Source organism: Propioniciclava coleopterorum, from assembly GCF_011393335.1.
Taxonomy (GTDB): domain Bacteria; phylum Actinomycetota; class Actinomycetes; order Propionibacteriales; family Propionibacteriaceae; genus Propioniciclava; species Propioniciclava coleopterorum.
The window spans coordinates 3,590,295-3,603,626 of sequence record NZ_CP049865.1 but is presented as its reverse complement, the minus strand read 5'-3'; the positions used below and the strand labels follow the sequence as shown (position 1 = coordinate 3,603,626).

The window sequence follows — 13,332 nt, the reverse complement described above, 5'->3', positions numbered from 1 at the left end:
TCCGCCGTGTGGTAGTTCTGGGGCCATGGTGGACGTGGTGGGGAACCTGTCGGCGGCGCGCGCCCGGATCGAGGCGGCCTGCGCCCGGGTGGGACGCGACCCCGGCGGCGTGGAGTTGCTGCCCATCAGCAAGACCCACCCGGCCGCGCTGATCCGGGACGCGCTGGCCGCGGGCCACCGCCGCTTCGGGGAGAGCCGCCCCCAGGAACTCGCGCGGCGTGCCGAGGAGTTCGCCGGAGACGATGTCTCCTGGGTCGCGGTCGGCCGCGTCCAGACCAACAAGGCCCGGCTGATCGCCGAGCACGCCGCCGAACTGCAGTCGCTGGACTCCCTCGGGCTGGCCGACGCGCTCGAGCGGCGGCTGGCCGGCCTCGGGCGTCGGCTGCCGGTGCTGCTCCAGGTCAACACCTCCGGCGAGGCCGCGAAGGCCGGGTTCGCGCCCGCCGACGTCGCCGCCGCCGTGGACGCGCTGGCCGGCCACGACCACCTGCGGATCGACGGCCTGATGACCATGGCGGCCCGCACCGACGACGAGGCCGCCGTGCGGGGCGCGTTCGCGGCGCTGCGCGCGGTGCGCGACCGGCTCCGGGACGCCCACGGCGGCGGCTTCGACACCCTGTCGATGGGCATGTCGGGGGACTTCGAGACCGCCGTGGAGGAGGGCTCGACGTGCGTCCGGCTCGGCACGACGATCTTCGGCTCCCGTCCGCCGGTCGGCTAGCGCGTCGACAGCGTCTTCAGCGTCTGCGGCCGCGTCGCGCCGAGTTCGGCGACCTGGGCCTGATACAGCTCAGCGCAGGCCAGCGCGTCCACCAGGGCGTCGTGCGCCGGGTAGCGGGGGAGCCGGTACCGCGCCCGGGCGTTCCACAGCCGCAGTTCGTCGGCGTGCGCCTCGTCGTCGAACCCCCGGTTCACGAGCTTGTCGTGCAGGACCAGCGTGCACACCGCCGGCACGATCAGCGGGGCGCCGTAGAGCCGCTCGCACAGCCGGGACAGGAACCGCCGTTCGATGTAGGCGAAGTGCGCCAGCAGCGCCCGCCCCGCCAGCGCCTGCAGGACGCCGGCCATCACCGAGGACAGGTCCTCGCCGGCGGCCAGCGCGTCGTCGGTGATGCCGTGGAACACCGCCGACTGCCCGACGGCCACGCCCGCGTCCAGGATCCGGTGGGTCGCGCCGCCCAGCACGATGTTCGGGCCGTCGACGCGCAGGTACCCCAGGCTCAGGATCGCGTCGCTGCCCGGGTCCAGGCCGGTGGTCTCGGCGTCGATCGCCAACAGTCCCAGCTCGGACGCCGGCGTGCCGGGCGCCGGAGCCGGGACGGCGTAGAAGTCGCGCAGCGGGCCGGCGGCGCGGCGGGCGGCCCGGCTGCGGCGCAGCGCGAAGGTGGGGGCGAGCGGCATGGCTAGGTGACGTCGGTGCGGTAGCGGTACGCGACGGCCTTCTGCAGCGCGCGGATGATCGAGAACGCCTCCTTGAGGTGGCGGCGCTCGAACGGGCTCAGCGTCGCCGGGCGGATGTAGTTGTCCACCGGCGCGGCCTCGGCGAGCTGGCGGACCTGGTGCTGCAGCCGCACGTAGTTGATGAACTCGAAGGCGTCGGCGAGGTTCGCCGCGTTCTCCGGCGTCAGCGCGCCGGTCTCCCCGGCCACCCGCAGCCGGTCGCCCGTGGCGAGGGCGCGGGAGCCCGCCGCCAGGGAGAACAGCCGGGCCAGCTGCACGATCGGGGTGACCCCGCCGGCCTTCAGGTCCAGGGCGTCGGTGTGCTCGCCCGGGCCCTCCAGGACGAAGTCGCGGAAGAAGCCCAGCGGCGGCTCGAAGCGCTGCGCCTGCTTGGCCAGGTGGGCCTGGAAGCGCTGCGACCCCGGCACGAGCGCGACGGCCTGGTCGTGCACCCGCTCGGCCAGCTCGCGGTCGCCCTGCACGGGGCGCATGTCGAGGAACGTCTGGGCGTGCAGCATCGCGTCCGGCTCGGGCTCGTTGAGCCAGCGGGCGAAGCAGCCCTCCCAGCCGCGCACCGACAGCCGCCACGCGGGGTTGGTGGCCATCATGTCGCCCGGGCACCGGGGGAAGCCGCACCGTTCGAGGCCGTCGACCACGAACTCGGCGAAGGTCGCGAACCACGCGGCCTCGTCGGGGTGGGGTCGTGGGCGAGCACCAGCGCGTTGTCCTGGTCGGACCCGACGCCCGCCTCGAGGCGTCCCTGCGACCCCAGGGCCACCCAGCAGTAGTCGGCGGGCGCCGGGCCGAGTTCGGCCTCGGCCAGCGCGATCAGCTTGCGGGTCAGGGCGTCGATCGTGGCCGTGACCACCCGGGCGACGTCCGCGGCGGTCGCGTCCTGCGCGGCGGCCGCCGACACGATCTCGGGGATCCGCCGGGCCGTCTCGGCCAGCCCGCCCACGTCGGCCTGCCGCTCGATCAACCCCACGAGGTAGCTGGGGTTGGCCTGCTCCAGCCGCATCAGGTCGCCCGAGGTCACCATGCCGAGCAGGCGGCCCTCGTCCATCACCGGCAGGTGGTGGAAGCCGCGCTGCGTCATCACGACGAGCACCTCGAAGGCCAGCGTGTCGGGGGAGACCGCCAGCGGGTCGGGCGTCATGACCGCCGAGATGGGCTCGCTCGGGGGCGGGCCTCCGCGACCACCTTGGCGCGCAGGTCGCGGTCGGTGACGATCCCGACGAGCGCGTCGGCGTCGGTGACCAGCAGCGCCGAGACGCGCCGCTGCGTCATCAGCCGGGCCGCGGCCGTCACGTCGGCGTCCGGGGAGATGGTGATGGGGGCCGAGCGCAGGATGTCGCGCACCCGCGTCCGCAGGATCGCCGAGCCCGCGTCCGCGGCGCGCACCGATTCGATCGCCGCTCGGATCCGGCCCGCCTGCTGGCCCAGGAAGTGCCGGTTGAACGGCGGGGAGGTGGCCATCAGTTCGGCGAAGGCGTCCGCGGGTAGCAGCAGGCACAGCGAGTCGGTGTGGGCCTTGAGCCGGTAGTTGCTGGGTCCGCCCGTCATCACCGACGAGACGCCGAACGACTCGCCCACCTCCGCGCGCTCCACCAGGCCGCCCTGGGAGTCGAGGATGTCGACCGAGCCGGAGCGCAGCACGAACAGGAACGCGTTGGACGCGCCGTGCTCGACCAGGACGCTGCCGCGCCGGTAGTAGCGCGCCACCAGGCGGGCGGGCAGCGCGTTCAGGACGGCCTCGGGCAGGTCGCTGAAGGGCTCGTGCTCGGCCAGGAAGTCCCGCACCGTCGCGAGTTCGACATCCATGCCGCCCAGCCAACCACGCCCCGGTGGCGGGCGGCGGGATTTCGTAACACGGGCGCAACCTGCGACGCCGTATGCTGAAGGTCCGTGGGAGACGCGCATCAGACCAAACACATCTTCGTGACCGGAGGCGTCGCCTCCTCGCTCGGCAAGGGGCTCACGGCCTCGAGCCTCGGATCGCTCTTGGTGGCGCGCGGCATGCGCGTCACGATGCAGAAGCTCGATCCCTACCTCAACGTGGACCCGGGCACGATGAACCCGTTCCAGCACGGCGAGGTCTTCGTGACCGAGGACGGCGCCGAGACCGACCTGGACATCGGCCACTACGAACGGTTCCTGGACGCGAACCTGAGCGGCGAGGCCAACGTCACGACCGGCAAGGTCTACTCGACCGTCATCGCCAAGGAGCGCCGAGGCGACTACCTGGGCGACACCGTGCAGGTGATCCCGCACATCACCAACCAGATCCGCGATGACATGCTCGCCATGGCCCGCCGCGGCACCGACGTCGTGATCCACGAGATCGGCGGCACCGTCGGCGACATCGAGTCGCTGCCGTTCCTGGAGGCGGCCCGGCAGGTCCGCCGCGAGGTGGGCCGCGACAACGTCTTCTTCCTGCACGTCTCGCTGGTGCCCTACATCGGCCCGTCGGGCGAGCTGAAGACCAAGCCCACCCAGCACTCGGTGGCGGCCCTGCGCCAGGTCGGCATCACGCCGGACGCCGTGGTGGCCCGCTGCGTCCGCGACGTTCCGGCCTCCATCAAGCGCAAGATCGCCCTGATGTGCGACGTGGACGAGGAGGCGGTCATCTCCTGCCCGGACGCGGGTTCGATCTACGAGATCCCCCGCGTCCTGTTCGACGAGGGCCTGGACGCCTACGTGGTCCGGCGGCTGGGCGTCAGCTTCCGCGACGTGAACTGGACGCGCTGGGACGACCTGCTCGACCGCGTCCGGCACCCGAAGGAGGAGGTGAGCGTCGCCCTGGTCGGCAAATACGTCGACCTGCCGGACGCCTACCTGTCGGTCACCGAGGCCCTGCGGGCCGGCGGGTTCGCGAACCGGGCCAAGGTGAACGTGGTGTGGGTGCCCTCCGACGAGTGCGCGACCCCCGAGGGGGCGGCCCGGCACCTCGCGGCGGTGGACGCGGTGCTGATCCCGGGCGGGTTCGGCATCCGCGGCGTCGAGGGCAAGCTCGGCGCGCTGACGTTCGCCCGCGAGAACCGGATCCCCACCCTGGGGCTGTGCCTGGGGCTGCAGTGCATGGTGATGGAGGCCGCCCGCAACCTCGCCGGCCTGGAGGGGGCGGCGTCCACCGAGTTCGACCCCGACACCGCCCACCCGGTGATCTCGACCATGGCCGAGCAGGTCTCGTTCGTCGAGGGCGCCGGAGATCTCGGGGGCACGATGCGGCTGGGTTCCTATCCCGCGACTTTGGTCGCGGGCTCGGTCGTGGCCGCCGCGTACGGCACCACGCACGTCGCCGAGCGGCACCGGCACCGCTACGAGGTCAACAACGCCTACCGGGAGCGGATCGAGGCCGCCGGCCTGCGGATCTCGGGCACCTCCCCGGACGGCTCGCTGGTCGAGTTCGTGGAGCTGGACGCCGACGCGCACCCCTTCTACGTGGCCACCCAGGCCCACCCGGAGTTCCGGTCGCGCCCCACCGACCCCCACCCGTTGTTCGCGGCGCTGATCGCGGCCGCCGTCGCCCGCCGCCGCAGCCAGCGGCTCTTCACCGAGGAGGACCCCGATGCGTGACCTGCCCGTCCTGACCGGCGACGCCGTCGCCGATGCCGCCACCGACTGGCCGATCGCCGAGCACCGGGTGCTGGGCCGCGGCCGGCTGAACACCTTCGTCAGCGACACGGTCGTCACGCCCGACGGCGCCACCATGGTGCGCGACTACCTGACCCACACGGGCGCGGTCGGCGTCATCGCCCTGGACGAGCAGGAGCGGGTGGTGGTGGTGCGGCAGTACCGGCACCCCGTCGGCTTCAAGCTCATCGAGCCGCCCGCCGGCCTCCTGGACGCCGACGGCGAGTCCTGGCTGACCGCCGCCCAGCGCGAGCTGGCCGAGGAGGCCCGGCTGCGGGCCGACGACTGGCGCACGCTGGTCGACTACATGACCTCACCGGGGTGCCTGCAGGAGTCCATCCGCGTGTTCCTGGCGCGTGGGCTGGCCGACGCGCCGCGTCCCGAGGGCTTCGTGCTGGAGGGCGAGGAGGCGGACATGGAGGTGTGCCTCGTCCCGCTGGACGACCTGGTCGCCGCGGTGTTCGCCGGCCGCGTCCAGAACCCGACGCTCGTGGTCGGGGTGCTGGCGGCGCACGCGGCGCTGCGGTCGGGGCGCGAGGCCGACCTGCGGGCTCCCGACGCCCCCTGGGACGCCCGCGGCGCCAAGGCGGCCCGCGACCAGGAGTTGGGCGAGCTCGAGGCGCCGTGAGCAGCACGCTGACGCGGGTGGTCGCGGCGTACCTGGACCACCTCGAGGCCGAGGTCGGCGCGTCCCGTCACACGGTGGCGGGTTACCGCCGCGACCTGGACCGGTACCTGGGCTGGCTCGAGCGCCGGGGCATCACCGCGATCGACGCGGTGACGGCCGACGACATCGCGGGCTTCGCCCAGTCGCTGGCCGCCGGCGAGGGGGAGCGACCGGGACTGGCCGCGTCCTCGGTGGCCCGCGCGGTGGCCGCGGTGCGGTCGCTGCACCGGTTCGCGGTCCGGGACGGGGTCGCGGTCGGCGACCCGGCCGCCGACGTGGCCCCGCCGCGGCAGGCCAGGCGGCTGCCGAAGGCGCTCGCCCTTGACCAGGTGCAGGCGCTGCTCGACCTCCCCGACCGCGACACCCCGATCGGCCTGCGCGACGCGGCGCTCCTGGAACTGCTCTACGGCACCGGCGCGCGGGTCTCGGAGGTGCTCGCCCTGGACGTCGACGACGTGACCGGCGCGCTGGAGGACCCCGACGCCGGGCTGCGCCTCTTCGGCAAGGGCCGCAAGGAGCGCGTGGTGCCGCTGGGGTCCTACGCCCGCGACGCCGTGGGCGCGTGGCTCGTGCGGGGGCGTCCCGGGCTGATCGCCGGCGCGGCCCGCCCGGGGCCGGCGCTGCTGCTCAACGCCCGCGGCGGGCGGCTCAGCCGGCAGTCCGCCTACAACGTCCTGGCGGCCGCGGGGGAGGCCGCCGAACTGGGGGTGCCCGTCAGCCCCCACACGCTGCGGCACTCGTTCGCCACGCACCTGCTGGACGGCGGCGCCGACGTCCGGGTCGTGCAGGAACTGCTGGGCCACGCCTCGGTGACGACGACGCAGCTGTACACGCTCGTGACCGCCGAGCACCTGCGCGAGGTGTTCCTCACCGCGCACCCGCGGGCCCGCTGACGCCTCGCGGAGCCTGCCCGCCGACCGGGTTGGCAGTGCGCCTCAGTCGAGGCAGAACTCGTTGCCCTCGGGGTCGTGCATGACGATGAACCCCTTGTTCAGCGCGTCGGGCGGCACCAGCCGGACGCGGGTCGCGCCGCGGCCGACGAGTTCACCCGCGCGCGCCTCCAGGGCGTGCATCCGGTCGTCGCCCTCCAGGCCGGGGGCGGCGCGCAGGTCCAGGTGCACCCGGTTCTTGGCGACCTTGGGCTCGGGGACGCGCTGGAAGAACAGCCGCGGCCCCACCCCGTCGGGGTCGTGCACCGCGAAGGCGTTGTTGCGCTCATCCTGCGGGACCCCGAAGTGGTCCAGGGCGTCCTCCCACGTCGGGAAGCCGGCCGGGGGAGCGTCCTTGTCGTAGCCGAGCGCGAACGCCCAGAACTCGCCCAGGGCGGCGGGGTCGTGGGCGTCGAACGTGACCTGGATCGTGACGGACATGGGTTCAGCCTGACCGGTCACGCCCGACCTGACAAGGGAGGGGATCAACGCCCCGTCATGCGGCCGTCCGGGTCGATGCGGCCCAGGATGGCCTCGCAGATAGCGTCGAGCTGGTCGAGTTGCTCGGGGGTGAGCGCGTCGACGAACGAACGCCGCACCTGCGCGACGTGGCCCGGGGCGGCGTCCTGCAGCCGGGCGCGCCCGGCGTCGCTGAGCACCACGTTGGTGGCGCGGCCGTCCAGTTCGCAGGCCTGCCGCGCCACGATGCCGCGCTCGCTGAGCCGGGTCACGACGTGCGACATCCGGGTGAGCGAGGAGTTGGTGCGCGAGGCCAGGACCGACATCCGCAGCGAGCCGCCCGGCGCCTCCGACAGCATCGCCAGCACCTGGTACTCCATGTGCGTGAGCTGGGCGTCGCGGCGCAACTGGCTGTCCAGGATGCTCGGATAGAGTTCGACGACGGCCCGGAACTTCAGCCAGGTCCTGATCTCGTCCTCATCCAGCCACAGCACATCGGTCATGACCACCATGGTACCAAAATAAGTTGATCAATCAACTAAACCAGGCAAGGTGTCGTGACGGATCTTCGGTGGCGCATCCGGGGCGGCGCGGGACCTCCGGACGTCAGCTCTGGGCCATCACCGTGTAGAAGAAGGCGACCCCCTCGCCGGGGCCGTTGTCGACGCGCTTGAAGGCCTTGCCGATCGGGTTGGCGACCTTCTGATCGGCGTCGCGCGCGACCACCATGGGCCAGCCGCCGTACAGGTCGCGCTCCTCGGCGGTCGTGTCGCGCCAGCGGTAGCCGGCGTTCCGGACGAGGACCTCGCCGATGTAGGCGCCGAAGGCGACGGTGGCGGACGCGGTGGCCCGCGACCCGATCTCGTGGAACTCGTCGAGGATGGCGTCCACCTGGGCCAGCGACGCCTCGCTGAAGTCGAGTTCCACGCCGTTGAGCTGGCGGGCGGCGTCGACCACCGAGTCGGCCAGCGCCGCGGCTGTCTCGACGGTGAGCGGGACGGGCAGCGAGATGTCGCCGCCCTCGAAGGCGGGGCCGGGGACGCGGTCGTGGGGGGTGTTCGTCATGCCCCGAGCCTAGGGGGTACACCCGGGGGACACGGCGGCACCGGTGTCACTTTGTCGCCTTTTGGGGGCGTAGGCTGTCGCCAGACCACCGAGGAAGGACCCGTCGTGAGCCAGAACCCTGCCCTGTTCGAGAACGACACGGACGCCGCAGCCGACGACCTGGGTCCCACCGGTCGCCCCTGGCCGGACCTTCCCGAGCCGCGCGCGCCGAAGGCGGGCCCCAAGAACGCCAGGATCATCGCGATGACCAACCAGAAGGGCGGCGTGGGGAAGACCACCACGACGATCAACCTCGGTGCCGCGCTGGCCGAGACCGGCCGCAAGGTGCTGCTGGTCGACTTCGATCCGCAGGGGTCCGCGTCGGTGGGGCTGGGCGTCAACCCGCACACCCTCGACACGTCGATCTACAACCTGCTGCTGGGCCGCGACGTGGACATCGACGACGTGATCCTGCAGACCAACGTCGACAACCTCGACCTGCTGCCGGCCAACATCGATCTGTCCGCCGCCGAGGTGCAGCTGGTCTCCGAGGTGGCGCGCGAGCAGACGCTGCGGCGCGTGCTGCGCCCCGCCAAGAGCGAGTACGACGTCATCATCATCGACTGTGCGCCGAGCCTGGGCCTGCTCACCGTCAACGCCCTCACCGCGTCCGACTACGCCCTCATCCCGCTCGAATGCGAGTTCTTCGCGCTGCGCGGCGTGGCGCTGCTCACCGACACCATCACGAAGGTCACCGAGCGGCTGAACCCCGACCTGCAGATCCTGGGCATCGTCGGCACCATGTACGACGGCCGGACGCTGCACAGCCGCGAGGTGCTCGAGCGGGTCGTCGAGGCCTTCGGCGACAAGGTGTTCCACACCGTCATCAAGCGCACCGTCAAGTTCCCCGAGACCACGGTGGCCGGCGAGCCCATCACCACCTACGCGAGCTCGAGCCCCGGCGCGGAGGCCTACCGCACCCTGGCCAAGGAGGTGCTCGTCCGATGCCCCGACGCGTAGGCCTGCCCGGCGCGTCCGAGCTGTTCCGCTCCACCGCGGCGGAGCTGAACGAGGCCGCCGACGCCCACCGCGCGTCCCGCCGCCCCGGCGACCACCGCACGGCCGCGCCGCGCCGCACCCGGGACGCCGGCCCCGCGGCCCACGACGAACTGCGCGCGCCCGACCCCGCCCCCGAGCCGGCGACCGCCGAGCAGGAGGCGCCGCGCCGCCGCCTGGCCGCGGCGTCCGGGCCCGTCGAGCACACCGGGCGGGTCCGCCACGACGAGAAGATCACCGTCTACGTGAGCAGCGAGGAACTGCTGGCCCTGGAGCGGCTCCGGCTGGAGCTGCGCGCCGAACACGGCCTGGCCGTCGACCGCGGCCGGATCGTGCGCGCCGCCATCGCGTCGGCGCTGGCCGCCATCGAGGCCGAGGGCGCCGGCTCCGACGTGCTGCGCCGGCTGGCCGCCCCGTCGTGACCGAAGCCCACGGGGGATTCACCGTCAAGCTGACCAACTTCGAGGGCCCCTTCGACCTGCTGCTGCAGCTCATCACCCGGCACAAGCTGGACGTCACCGAGGTCGCCCTCTCGACGGTCACCGACGAGTTCATCGCCCACCTGCGCGCCATGGGCCCCGCGTGGGACCTCGACCAGACCAGCTCGTTCGTCGTCGTCGCGGCCACCCTGCTGGACCTGAAGGCCGCACGGCTGCTGCCCGCGGGCGAGGTGGAGGACCCCGAGGACCTGGCCATGCTCGAGGCCCGCGACCTGCTGTTCGCCCGGCTGCTGCAGTACCGGGCCTTCAAGGTCGTGTCCGGCCTCATGCAGACCCGGCTCCAGGAGGAGGGGCGGCGGCACGCGCGCCCCGGCGGGCTGGAGGAGGCGTTCGCCCGGCTGCTGCCCGAGGTCGTCATCGGCGTCGACGGCGACCAGCTCGCCTGGCTGGCCGCCCGGGCGCTGCAGCCGAAGCCCGAGGAGTCGATCTCGCTGGCGCACCTGCACGCCCCGGCGGTCAGCGTCCGGGAGCAGGCGGACCTGCTCATCGACCGGCTGCGCGGCCAGGGCACGGCGACGTTCCGCGCCCTGATCGCGGACGCCGGGGAGCGCATCGTGGTCGTGGCGCGGTTCCTGGCTCTGCTCGAACTGGCGCGCCAGCGCGCGGTCGCCTTCGACCAGCTCACCCCGCTGGGCGAGCTGACGGTGCGCTGGACCGGCACCATGGACGAGGGCGCCGACCTCGCCGGAGGCATCGACGAGTTCACCGGCGTCCCGCAACAAGGAGACACAGATGGCTGAGCGGGTGGACACCGCCCTCACCGCGCCCCTGGAGGCGCTGCTGCTGATGGCGACCGAGCCCGTCGGCACCGCCGAGCTCGCCCAGGCGCTCGACGTCGCCACGCCCGCGGTGTGGGAGGCGCTGGAGGAACTGGCGCTGTTCTACGACGAGACGGGCCGGGGGTTCGAGCTGCGGCAGGTCGGAGAGGGCTGGCGGCTCTACACGCGCGCCGAGCACGCCGACCTGATCGCCGCCTGGATCCTGGAGGGACAGCAGGCCAAGCTGTCGCAGGCCGCGCTGGAGACGCTCGCCGTCGTGGCGTACCTGCAGCCCATCTCGCGCTCGCGGGTCTCGGGGATCCGCGGCGTCAACGTCGACGGCGTGATGCGGACGCTCGTGACGCGGGGCCTGGTCGAGGAGGCGGGGGCATCCGCCGAGACGGGCGCGATGCTGTTCCGCACCAGCGCGCTGTTCCTGGAGAAGATGGGCTACACCAGCCTGGACGACCTCCCGCCGATCGCGCCCCACCTGCCCGAGGCGTCCCTGCTGGAGGCCGAGCTGGCGGGTTTGGCCGAGACGCTGACCGCCGAGGCGCTCGACCCGGACGCGGAGGAGCCCGCGCCGGACGCCCCGGCGACGACCCCAGCCCACCACGACCCCGGGGCGGCCGAGCCGGCCGCCGACGACCACGAGGAGGACGCATGAGCGAGCCCGAGGGCATCCGGCTGCAGAAGGTGCTGGCGCAGGCCGGCGTCGCCTCGCGGCGGGCGGCCGAGCAACTCGTCGACCAGGGCCGCATCGAGATCAACGGCGAGATCGTCTCCGAACAGGGCCGCCGCGTCGACCCGCACCGCGACGTGATCCGCGTCGACGGCCGCCGCATCCCGCCGCCCCGCGAGCACCAGTACCTCGTGTTCAACAAGCCGCGCGGCGTGGTGTCCACCATGAGCGACCCGCAGGGCCGCCCGACCCTGAGCGACTACCTGGGCGAGCACGCGGGCGAGGGCCTGTTCCACGTCGGACGCCTCGACACCGACACCGACGGCATGATCCTGCTGACCAACGACGGCGACTTCGCCCAGCGGATGGCCCACCCCAGCTACGAGCTCACCAAAACCTACGTGGCCGAGGTGGAGGGCGACCTCACCGAGGCCACGCGCCGCAGGCTGGCGTCCGGGATCACGCTGGAGGACGGCCCCGTCAAACCCGACCTGGTCAAGCTCGGCGCGGGGACCGGCCGGCGCACCATGGTCACCGTGGTGCTGCACGAGGGCCGCAACCGGATCGTCCGGCGCATGTTCGCGGAGGTCGGCCACCCCGTCACCGCGCTCTCGCGCACCCAGATCGGGCCGGTGCGGATGGGCCGGCTGCGTCCGGGCGAACTGCGCGAGGTCACCCGCGACGAACTCGGCGCCCTCCTGGACGCCGTCAAGCTCTAGGACGGGCCATGCGCCGCATCGTCGGGATCGAGACCGAGTACGGGCTGCTGGCGACCGCCGACGGCAAGCGGCTGGCCTCCGACGAGGCCGCGGCGCGGCTCTTCACGCCCCTGGCGGCGCGGTTCGCCTCGACCAACGCGTTCCTGGGCAACGGCGGCCGGCTCTACCTCGACATCGGGTCGCACCCGGAGTACGCCACGCCTGAGTGCACGTCGGCGGCCGACCTGGTGATCGCGCAGCGGGCCGGCGACGCGCTCCTGGTCGACCTGGCGGCGCAGGCGCGGGCCGCCGAGGCCGACGAGGGCCACGACGTGACGTTCCGGCTGTTCCGCAACAACACCGACTCCTACGGCAACACCTGGGGTAGCCACGAGAACTACCTCGTCGCCCGCGACACCGACCCGCGGGTGCTGGCGGACTGGCTGATCGGCTTCCTGGTGAGCCGCCAACTCATCGGCGGCGCCGGGCACTGGCGGCGCGGCCGGTTCACGCTGTCGCAGCGCGGCGACCTCCTCGGCGACGTGGTGTCCAACCAGACCACCCGCAGCCGCCCCCTGATCAACACCCGCGACGAGCCGCACGCCGACCCGGCGCGCTACCGCCGGCTGCACGTCATCTCCGGCGACACCACCAGCCTGGACGCCGTGATGTGGCTGACGGTCGCCGCCACCGAGCTCGTGCTGCGGCGCGCCGAGGCGGGCGGCGCGCCCCCGCCGGGCCCCGCGGACCCGCTCGCCGCGCTGCGGGCCTGGACCGTCGACCCGGACGCCGCCGTCCCGGCCGCCGGCGGGGGAGCCACGACCGCCCGGGCGCTGCAGCGCGCCCACCTCGACGCCACCCGCGCCCTGGCCGAGTCCGGAGACGCCGAGGGCGCGGCGGCCCACGCCGCCTGGACGCGGCTCCTGGACGACCTGGACGCCGGCCGCACCGAGGGCACCGAGTGGGGCGCCAAGCGCCGCCTGATCCGGGGGTGGGCCGAGCGGCACCGGATCGCCCCCGACGACCCGCGGCTCGACGCCCTCGACCTGCGCTGGCACGAGCTCGGCGCCGACGCCTCCGGACGCCCCCGCGGGCTGGCTGCGCTGCTGCAGTCCGGCGCGGAGCCGATCGCCGATCCGGCCGCCGTCGCGGCGGCCCTGACGCGGGCCCCGTCGGCGTCCCGGGCGCGCGCCCGCGGCCTCGTGCTGGATGCCGCCCGGTCCCGCGAGCGGGACATCGCCGTGGACTGGGCGAGCTTCGCGGTGCACGACCTGCCGGGGCCGACGCCCGCGGCGCCGCAGACCGTCAAGATGGCGTGGGACGACCCCTTCGACCCCGAGCCGCCCGGCCTGCACGCCCTGGTGGACCGCCTGCGGGACGAGCCACGGATCCGCGCGCTCGGCGGCTTCACCCCGCCCGGACCCGGCGTCCCCGCGTCCGGGGCCTGACAAGCCCCGGTGCCCCGG

17 protein-coding genes are annotated in these 13,332 nt (G+C 73.7%); 10 read left to right on the top strand and 7 right to left on the bottom strand.

Annotation, left to right across the window (positions count from 1 at the left end; genetic code table 11):
- Window positions 1-25 precede the first annotated feature (25 nt).
- The gene (locus G7070_RS17085; RefSeq protein ID WP_166234742.1) at window positions 26-721 is read left to right on the top strand and encodes a YggS family pyridoxal phosphate-dependent enzyme; all 696 of its coding nucleotides are present in this window, start codon (window positions 26-28) and stop codon (window positions 719-721) included.
- Here G7070_RS17085 and G7070_RS17080 read toward each other — a convergent pair.
- The 4 genes from G7070_RS17080 to G7070_RS17065 are packed head-to-tail and all read right to left on the bottom strand — an operon-like array spanning window position 718 to window position 3,261.
- On the bottom strand, window positions 718-1,401 hold the full coding sequence (locus G7070_RS17080; RefSeq protein ID WP_166234741.1) for an exonuclease domain-containing protein: 684 nt from the start codon (window positions 1,399-1,401) through the stop codon (window positions 718-720). The genes G7070_RS17085 and G7070_RS17080 overlap by 4 nt on opposite strands.
- 2 nt (window positions 1,402-1,403) lie before the next feature.
- Complete coding sequence (locus G7070_RS19360; RefSeq protein ID WP_206079854.1) at window positions 1,404-2,096, bottom strand: putative nucleotidyltransferase substrate binding domain-containing protein; 693 nt, start codon at window positions 2,094-2,096, stop codon at window positions 1,404-1,406.
- Window positions 2,045-2,596, bottom strand: a complete 552-nt coding sequence (locus G7070_RS19355; protein ID WP_166234739.1) for a DUF294 nucleotidyltransferase-like domain-containing protein — start codon at window positions 2,594-2,596, stop codon at window positions 2,045-2,047. Before G7070_RS19355 ends, G7070_RS19360 begins: the two co-directional genes overlap by 52 nt.
- Window positions 2,593-3,261 carry a cyclic nucleotide-binding domain-containing protein gene (locus G7070_RS17065; protein ID WP_166234738.1) on the bottom strand — a complete coding sequence of 223 codons (669 nt, stop codon included), beginning with the start codon at window positions 3,259-3,261 and terminating at the stop codon, window positions 2,593-2,595. Before G7070_RS17065 ends, G7070_RS19355 begins: the two co-directional genes overlap by 4 nt.
- Window positions 3,262-3,345: 84 nt before the next feature.
- Between G7070_RS17065 and G7070_RS17060 the strand changes: the two genes are divergently transcribed.
- The 3 genes from G7070_RS17060 to G7070_RS17050 are packed head-to-tail and all read left to right on the top strand — an operon-like array spanning window position 3,346 to window position 6,633.
- A complete protein-coding gene (locus tag G7070_RS17060) occupies window positions 3,346-5,016 on the top strand; it encodes a CTP synthase (RefSeq protein ID WP_166234737.1) in 1,671 nt (556 codons plus the stop codon).
- Window positions 5,009-5,701, top strand: a complete 693-nt coding sequence (locus G7070_RS17055) for an NUDIX domain-containing protein (RefSeq protein ID WP_166234736.1) — start codon at window positions 5,009-5,011, stop codon at window positions 5,699-5,701. The genes G7070_RS17060 and G7070_RS17055 overlap by 8 nt, the downstream gene beginning before the upstream one ends.
- The gene (locus tag G7070_RS17050; protein ID WP_166234735.1) at window positions 5,698-6,633 is read left to right on the top strand and encodes a site-specific tyrosine recombinase XerD; all 936 of its coding nucleotides are present in this window, start codon (window positions 5,698-5,700) and stop codon (window positions 6,631-6,633) included. The genes G7070_RS17055 and G7070_RS17050 overlap by 4 nt, the downstream gene beginning before the upstream one ends.
- A gap of 42 nt (window positions 6,634-6,675) precedes the next feature.
- On the opposite strand, the gene G7070_RS17045 is transcribed toward G7070_RS17050, so the two are convergent.
- From G7070_RS17045 to G7070_RS17035, 3 genes are all read right to left on the bottom strand, one after another.
- Complete coding sequence (locus G7070_RS17045) at window positions 6,676-7,110, bottom strand: VOC family protein (RefSeq protein ID WP_166234734.1); 435 nt, start codon at window positions 7,108-7,110, stop codon at window positions 6,676-6,678.
- Between the two features lie 44 nt (window positions 7,111-7,154).
- Window positions 7,155-7,631: a MarR family winged helix-turn-helix transcriptional regulator gene (locus tag G7070_RS17040; protein ID WP_166234733.1), complete on the bottom strand. Its 477-nt coding sequence runs from the start codon at window positions 7,629-7,631 to the stop codon at window positions 7,155-7,157.
- A 103-nt stretch (window positions 7,632-7,734) separates the two neighbouring features.
- Window positions 7,735-8,193, bottom strand: a complete 459-nt coding sequence (locus G7070_RS17035) for a hypothetical protein (RefSeq protein ID WP_206079853.1) — start codon at window positions 8,191-8,193, stop codon at window positions 7,735-7,737.
- A 105-nt stretch (window positions 8,194-8,298) separates the two neighbouring features.
- Here G7070_RS17035 and G7070_RS17030 point away from each other — a divergent pair, with 105 nt between their 5' ends.
- Genes G7070_RS17030 through G7070_RS17005 form a run of 6 tightly spaced genes read left to right on the top strand, consistent with a single transcriptional unit; the run spans window position 8,299 to window position 13,314 of the window.
- On the top strand, window positions 8,299-9,192 hold the full coding sequence (locus G7070_RS17030) for a ParA family protein (RefSeq protein ID WP_206079852.1): 894 nt from the start codon (window positions 8,299-8,301) through the stop codon (window positions 9,190-9,192).
- The gene (locus G7070_RS19690; protein ID WP_166234731.1) at window positions 9,177-9,650 is read left to right on the top strand and encodes a hypothetical protein; all 474 of its coding nucleotides are present in this window, start codon (window positions 9,177-9,179) and stop codon (window positions 9,648-9,650) included. The genes G7070_RS17030 and G7070_RS19690 overlap by 16 nt, the downstream gene beginning before the upstream one ends.
- Window positions 9,647-10,468: a segregation and condensation protein A gene (locus tag G7070_RS17020; RefSeq protein WP_166234730.1), complete on the top strand. Its 822-nt coding sequence runs from the start codon at window positions 9,647-9,649 to the stop codon at window positions 10,466-10,468. Before G7070_RS19690 ends, G7070_RS17020 begins: the two co-directional genes overlap by 4 nt.
- Entirely contained in the window at window positions 10,461-11,153 is a 693-nt protein-coding gene (gene scpB, locus G7070_RS17015; RefSeq protein ID WP_166234729.1) for an SMC-Scp complex subunit ScpB, read from the top strand. Before G7070_RS17020 ends, scpB begins: the two co-directional genes overlap by 8 nt.
- Complete coding sequence (locus G7070_RS17010) at window positions 11,150-11,887, top strand: pseudouridine synthase (RefSeq protein ID WP_166234728.1); 738 nt, start codon at window positions 11,150-11,152, stop codon at window positions 11,885-11,887. Before scpB ends, G7070_RS17010 begins: the two co-directional genes overlap by 4 nt.
- Window positions 11,888-11,895: 8 nt before the next feature.
- Window positions 11,896-13,314 carry a proteasome accessory factor PafA2 family protein gene (locus G7070_RS17005; RefSeq protein ID WP_166234727.1) on the top strand — a complete coding sequence of 473 codons (1,419 nt, stop codon included), beginning with the start codon at window positions 11,896-11,898 and terminating at the stop codon, window positions 13,312-13,314.
- The last annotated feature ends 18 nt before the right edge of the window (window positions 13,315-13,332 follow it).